The sequence below is a fragment of the Pseudomonas fluorescens genome (assembly GCF_002022275.1).
Lineage (GTDB): Bacteria > Pseudomonadota > Gammaproteobacteria > Pseudomonadales > Pseudomonadaceae > Aquipseudomonas > Aquipseudomonas fluorescens_AJ.
Window position 1 is genome coordinate 1 of the sequence record NZ_MSDF01000045.1, and the last position, 5,318, is coordinate 5,318.

A 5,318-nucleotide genomic window follows, 5' to 3' on the forward strand; every position below is an offset into this window, starting at 1 on the left:
GCCGCCGCCACGCGCCATCCATGGCGCGGGGCGGCTAAACCGGCATCCCTGCCGGTTTACCCCCCAAATCCATGTCGAATTCCGGCCAGCGTGTTTGACGGGGCGTCTGAGATCAAGATCGAGATCAAAAGCCAGAGCAAAAGCTAGAGCAGAAGCTGAATTATCGTTTTGCCAACCAGTAATCGTGCAGCGCTCGCGCTGCGGGTTCGATTTCGCTGGCGCGTTGTTGATGGGCGTTTACATCCAGGTCTGCGGGCAGTTCAAAGTTGTCCTGTTCGGCGCACCAGGAGATTTTTTCGAGTTGCGCGGCTTGTTCGGCGGGCATCTCTGGCCAGTTGCCGATGGCGGCGCCGCGGATATAACCGAAACACCATTCTTCAGCGAGTGTGACGGTCTGGCCTTGGTGCTCGGTGTCATCGAAACGTGCCTTGAAGCCTTGGGCGTCGGTGGCCAGTTGCGCGGCCAGGGTGTTCATGTGGCGCACGCACAACTCGAGGAACCGCTGGGCTTCGTCGACGCTTTCCCAGTTCGGGTTCTGCCCGCCGAAGATGGCCGGAAACCACTCGCCGACGTCCACTTGCGCAGGGCTTGAGACCAGCGCGGTGAAGTAGCCGTCGAGTTCGGCCAGGTTCAGCACCGAATGGTCGTCGCCGTATTTGAGCAGGGTGTCTTCGATGAATTCGAAATCGGCGGGGGCGAGGGGTTGGGCGTGCATGGCGGTTCCTTTGAGCGTCGAGCGCCGCTGATGGGGCGGCTTAAAGCGCGAAGGATGGTACTTGGGGCCATGCCTTTCAAGACCTTTGTGTTAAGGAACAGGCAACGAATACCCTGTGGCGAGCGGGCTTGCCCCGCGTTGGGCTGCGCAGCAGCCCCAAGTAATATCAACGCAGTGTGTCAGGCAGATCGCGTTGGCAGGTTTTAGGGCCGCTGCGCAGCCCAACGCGGGCGGTGCGACGATTCGACAAGCCCGCTCGCCACAGAAGCAGTGCCTGTCAGGGGGGTTAGGCCGGTTTTTTTCCAGTACTTTCCCGGCTTTGGCACCACTTGCTCACGCACATCGAACCCACCACCGCCAGGATGATCGGTACCAGAAAGTCATGGTCGATGCGGGTAAATTCGGCCACCAGTACAATCGCGGTCAGCGGCATGCTCATGCTGGACGCGAGGAACGCCGCAGCGCCAATGATCGCAAATGCGCCCAATGGCACGCCGGGCCACACCAGGCTCCAGGCGCCGCCGAGGATAATTGCCAGCAGCGCGCCATTTGCCAGGCCCGGCGTGAGCAGGCCGCCTTCGGCCCCGGCGCGCAGGCTGCTCGCGGTGATCAGCACCTTCACCACCAGCAGTAATGCGGCCACGCCGATGCTCAGTTCATTGTCGAAGCCAAGTTGCGCCGGGCCTTTGCCGTTGCCAAGGATCTGCGGCAGCAGCATCGCCAGGCCGCCGATAATCGTGAAGTTGATCAGCGACAACACCGGCAAACGCCAACCCCGCGCGGCATTCGCCCGCGCCGTGCCGGTCAGGCGAGTAAACCCGTACGCCGCCAGGCCAAACACCGGCCCGCAGACTACAGCCCAAGCGATCAGTGCCGGGCTCAGCCCGAAGTGCGGCACCACGTATTGCGATTCCGCCCCGAGGCCGATCCACGCCACTGACGCGCCAATCGCCGACGTCGCCAGCGCGATCACCGCCGCAGGCCAACTGAATGCGCCCACCAGCACTTCCAGCACAAACACCGCGCCGCCCAACGGCACGTTATAAACCGCCGCCAAACCGGCACCGGCACCACAGGCGACAATCAGCCGATGCATTTGCGGCGTCAGGCGCGCCCGTTGTGACAGCCAGGTGCCGACCAGCGCGCCAACTTCCCGTGGCGCCACTTCACGCCCCAAGGGCGAGCCGAGGGCCACCGTGACGATTTGCAGCACGGCGTGGGCGAGGGTGGTTTTGGGCGGCATGATCGGCATTTTTTCGGACACCGCCTGCTTGACGCTCACCAGCGGGCGGCCATAGCGATAAATCGTCCACCAGCCCAACCCGGCGACCAGCCCGCACACCACCAGCACCAGCACGCGGCGTTCCGGCGCCGCCGCTGTCACGCCCAGCAGGAAGGTTTCAGGGCTGACCAGGCTATCGAGGCTGTAGCCGTAAGCCAGATGTTGAACACCATGCAGCAGCAACGCCAGGAGCATCCCGCCCAAGCCCGCGCCGATACCGGTCAGCACGACCACCAGGGCCAGAATCAACGATGAACGAAACGTGGACGGCATAAACGGCTCCTGACAATGGCCCTGATTGTATAGCCGATAAGGGGCGCTTCCGGCGTGAAATGTATCGCTGCTGCATGAACCCTGCGGCCACAACATTTCATTACCTTTGCCAGTCCCGTTTTTGGCCGATGCGCCGTCACACACCCTTGTTATAGTTCGGGCCTTATCACTCGCCAGTCAGGGATCACTGCCATGTCCGAATACCAAGCTTTCGTCGTCGAACTCACCGGCAACGTTGCCCATGTGCAGATCAACCGCCCGGAAAAGATCAACGCGATGAACGCCGCGTTCTGGACCGAAATCATCGATATTTTTCAATGGGTCGAAGACACCGATGCCGTGCGCGCCGTGGTGCTCAGCGGCGCCGGCAAGCATTTCTCCTCCGGCATCGACCTGATGATGCTGGCCTCGGTGGCCAATGACTTTGGCAAGGACGTGGGCCGCAACGCGCGCCTGCTGCGCCGCAAGATTCTGGAGCTGCAAGCCTCGTTCAACGCCGTCGACAACTGCCGCAAGCCGGTACTGGCCGCCATTCAGGGCTATTGCATCGGTGGCGCGATTGACCTGATCAGCGCGTGCGACATGCGCTACGCCGCCGAAGGCGCGCAGTTCTCGATCAAGGAGATCGACATTGGCATGGCCGCCGACGTCGGTACCCTGCAACGCCTGCCGCGCATTATCGGCGACGGCATGCTGCGCGAGCTGGCTTACACCGGCCGCCAGTTCGGTGCCGAAGAAGCGCGCAGTATCGGCTTGGTCAACCGTGTGTATGCCGATCAGGACAGCCTGCTGGCCGGGGTGATGGAGATCGCCCGGGAAATCGCCGCCAAGTCGCCGATTGCCGTGACCGGCACCAAGGCCATGATCAGCTACATGCGTGACCACACAGTCAAAGATGGTCTGGAATACGTTGCCACCTGGAACTCGGCTATGTTGCAATCCAACGACCTGCGCGTGGCCATCGCGGCCCATATGAGTAAGCAGAAACCCGAATTCGTGGATTGACTGACATGACCCCAGGCTGGATTACCACAACGCTGCTGGACAACGACGCCCCGGGCGGCTGGGCCGTTGCCCGCAGCCGCGAGGGCTTTTTGCATGACACCAATGGCCCGCTGTTTCCGCGTGAATGGCTCAAGCGCCAGGACCTGTCGGTGTTTGCCGAGCACGGCATCGGCCATCTCGACGGCGAGCCGGTGTACTTGCTGGAACTGAACGACGCCGCCGACGTACCCGGTTGCAGCTGGCAGGGCCTGCGCGGCTTTATGCTGCAAGGCGATCACACCCTCTACAAAGTGCTGGGTTACGCGGCGCAGATCGGCACCTGGGCGCGCGAGCACCGTTTTTGCGGCAGCTGTGGCCAGGCCATGGTGCAGGTGCCACGCGAGCGTGCGATGTTTTGCCAGGCCTGCGACCTGCGCAGCTACCCGCGGATTTCGCCGAGCATGATCGTGCTGGTGACCCGTGGCGACGAGATCCTGCTGGCGCGTTCACCGCGCTTTGTCACGGGCGTCTACAGCACCCTGGCCGGGTTTGCCGAGCCGGGCGAGTCGGCCGAAGACTGTCTGATCCGCGAGGTGCGTGAAGAAGTGCAGGTGGAGGTCAAGAACATCCAGTACATGGGCAGCCAGTGCTGGCCGTTCCCACACTCGATGATGCTCGGTTTTCACGCCGAATACGCCGGTGGCGACATATTGCCCCAGGCCGATGAGATCGAAGACGCGCAGTGGTTCAACATCCACGACCTGCCGCCGTTGCCGGCGTCACGTTCGATTGCGCGTTACCTGATCGACCTTTACCTGGCCCGCCGCTTAGGTCACGCTGAACCAGTGTTGCCAGGCTAAGCGCACGGTCAGGCCGAGGACCACGGTGATAAACACCGGCCGAATGAATTTGGCGCCGCCGCTGATGGCGCTGCGTGCGCCAAAGAAGGCGCCACACATCACTGAAACGCCCATGGCCAGGCCGACAATCCAGTCCACTGAGCCATTGATGATGAACACCGTCAGCGCCGCTGCGTTGCTGACGAAGTTCATGCTGCGCGCCACACCGCTGGCTTTGACCAGGTCGAGGGGGTGCAGCAGCATCGTGCTGACGGTCCAGAACGCGCCCGTGCCGGGGCCCGCCACGCCATCGTAGAAACCCAGGCTGAAGCCTTGGGTGGATTGCCATTTCTTTTTGATCGGTGCGTTGGCGTCCAGGGGGGCCTTGGGTGTGCCGCCGAACAGCAGGTAGATGCCACAGGCGAAGACGATCACCGGGAGCATTTTGTTCAGGGTTTCGGCGGGGAGGTAGTGGGCGACCACGGCGCCGGCCAGGGCCCCGATGGCTGTGCCGACGATGGCGTGCACCCATTGGCGCGGGTGGAAGAGTTTGCGCCGGTAGAAGGTGAAGCTCGCGGTGGCGGAGCCGAAGGTGGAGCTGAGTTTGTTGGTGCCCAGCACCAGGTGCGGCGGCATGCCGGCGGTGAGCAGGGCGGGGGTGGTGAGCAGGCCGCCGCCGCCGGCGATGGCGTCGATGAAGCCGGCGATGAAGGCAACGACGGCGAGGATGGCCAGGGTGGTGAGGTCTACGCTGAGTTCGAAGGGCATGGGGGTGGCTTATTGTTGGCAGGGCGCGGCGAAAGGGGCTGCGCTGAAGGTGGGTATGGTACCTCTGGTGCTGGGGGGATATCCATTTCTGCGGTAATGGCTGGTATTGGTTCCGCCCTTACGGCGGGTCACTTTGGAAAAGAGCCCCAAAGTAACCAAAGGGCTCTTGCCCCACCACTCGGCACCTCGCCTAGGCTCGGTGTGCCCTCACTCCGGCTTGAATCCGTGGGCCGCCGCGATGGGCCATCCTTGGCCCAGCGCGGCTAACCCGGCGTCCTGCCGGGTTACCCACGGATTCAAGCCTGCGTTCGGCCAGCGTGGTTAACGGGGCGCCTCAGATCAAAATCAAAATCTAAAGCACGGCGGCCTGAGAGCCGACCTGAGTGGTTGGATCAAAGCGCTGTTTTTGCTAGAGCAGACCGCGTTCCCCCAGACAAAATGGAGATCCAAATGTGGG

5 protein-coding genes are annotated in these 5,318 nt (G+C 62.7%); 2 read left to right on the forward strand and 3 right to left on the reverse strand.

The genetic code is table 11. The features are described from left to right. Positions 1 to 160: 160 nt before the first annotated feature. Both BFW87_RS23900 and BFW87_RS23905 read right to left on the reverse strand, forming a co-directional pair. On the reverse strand, positions 161 to 715 hold the full coding sequence (locus BFW87_RS23900) for a UPF0149 family protein (RefSeq protein WP_078742176.1): 555 nt from the start codon (positions 713 to 715) through the stop codon (positions 161 to 163). A gap of 286 nt (positions 716 to 1,001) precedes the next feature. After that, entirely contained in the window at positions 1,002 to 2,270 is a 1,269-nt protein-coding gene (locus tag BFW87_RS23905; protein ID WP_078742177.1) for a chloride channel protein, read from the reverse strand. A 192-nt stretch (positions 2,271 to 2,462) separates the two neighbouring features. Between BFW87_RS23905 and BFW87_RS23910 the strand changes: the two genes are divergently transcribed. Further along, entirely contained in the window at positions 2,463 to 3,275 is an 813-nt protein-coding gene (locus BFW87_RS23910; protein ID WP_078742178.1) for a crotonase/enoyl-CoA hydratase family protein, read from the forward strand. Between the two features lie 5 nt (positions 3,276 to 3,280). Then, positions 3,281 to 4,114, forward strand: coding sequence for an NAD(+) diphosphatase (gene nudC / locus BFW87_RS23915; RefSeq protein WP_078742179.1), 834 nt, complete (start codon positions 3,281 to 3,283; stop codon positions 4,112 to 4,114). Here the strand turns inward: nudC and BFW87_RS23920 are convergent. Continuing rightward, positions 4,082 to 4,861, reverse strand: a complete 780-nt coding sequence (locus BFW87_RS23920; protein ID WP_078742180.1) for a TSUP family transporter — start codon at positions 4,859 to 4,861, stop codon at positions 4,082 to 4,084. The two genes, nudC and BFW87_RS23920, sit on opposite strands and share 33 nt — an antisense overlap. Between the last annotated feature and the right edge of the window lie 457 nt (positions 4,862 to 5,318).

Coding starts and splice junctions, on each gene's coding strand:
- BFW87_RS23900 (WP_078742176.1), bottom strand. CDS start 715: ATGCACGCCCAACCCCTCGCCCCCGCCGATTTCGAATTCATCGAAGAC.
- BFW87_RS23905 (WP_078742177.1), bottom strand. CDS start 2,270: ATGCCGTCCACGTTTCGTTCATCGTTGATTCTGGCCCTGGTGGTCGTG.
- BFW87_RS23910 (WP_078742178.1), top strand. CDS start 2,463: ATGTCCGAATACCAAGCTTTCGTCGTCGAACTCACCGGCAACGTTGCC.
- nudC (WP_078742179.1), top strand. CDS start 3,281: ATGACCCCAGGCTGGATTACCACAACGCTGCTGGACAACGACGCCCCG.
- BFW87_RS23920 (WP_078742180.1), bottom strand. CDS start 4,861: ATGCCCTTCGAACTCAGCGTAGACCTCACCACCCTGGCCATCCTCGCC.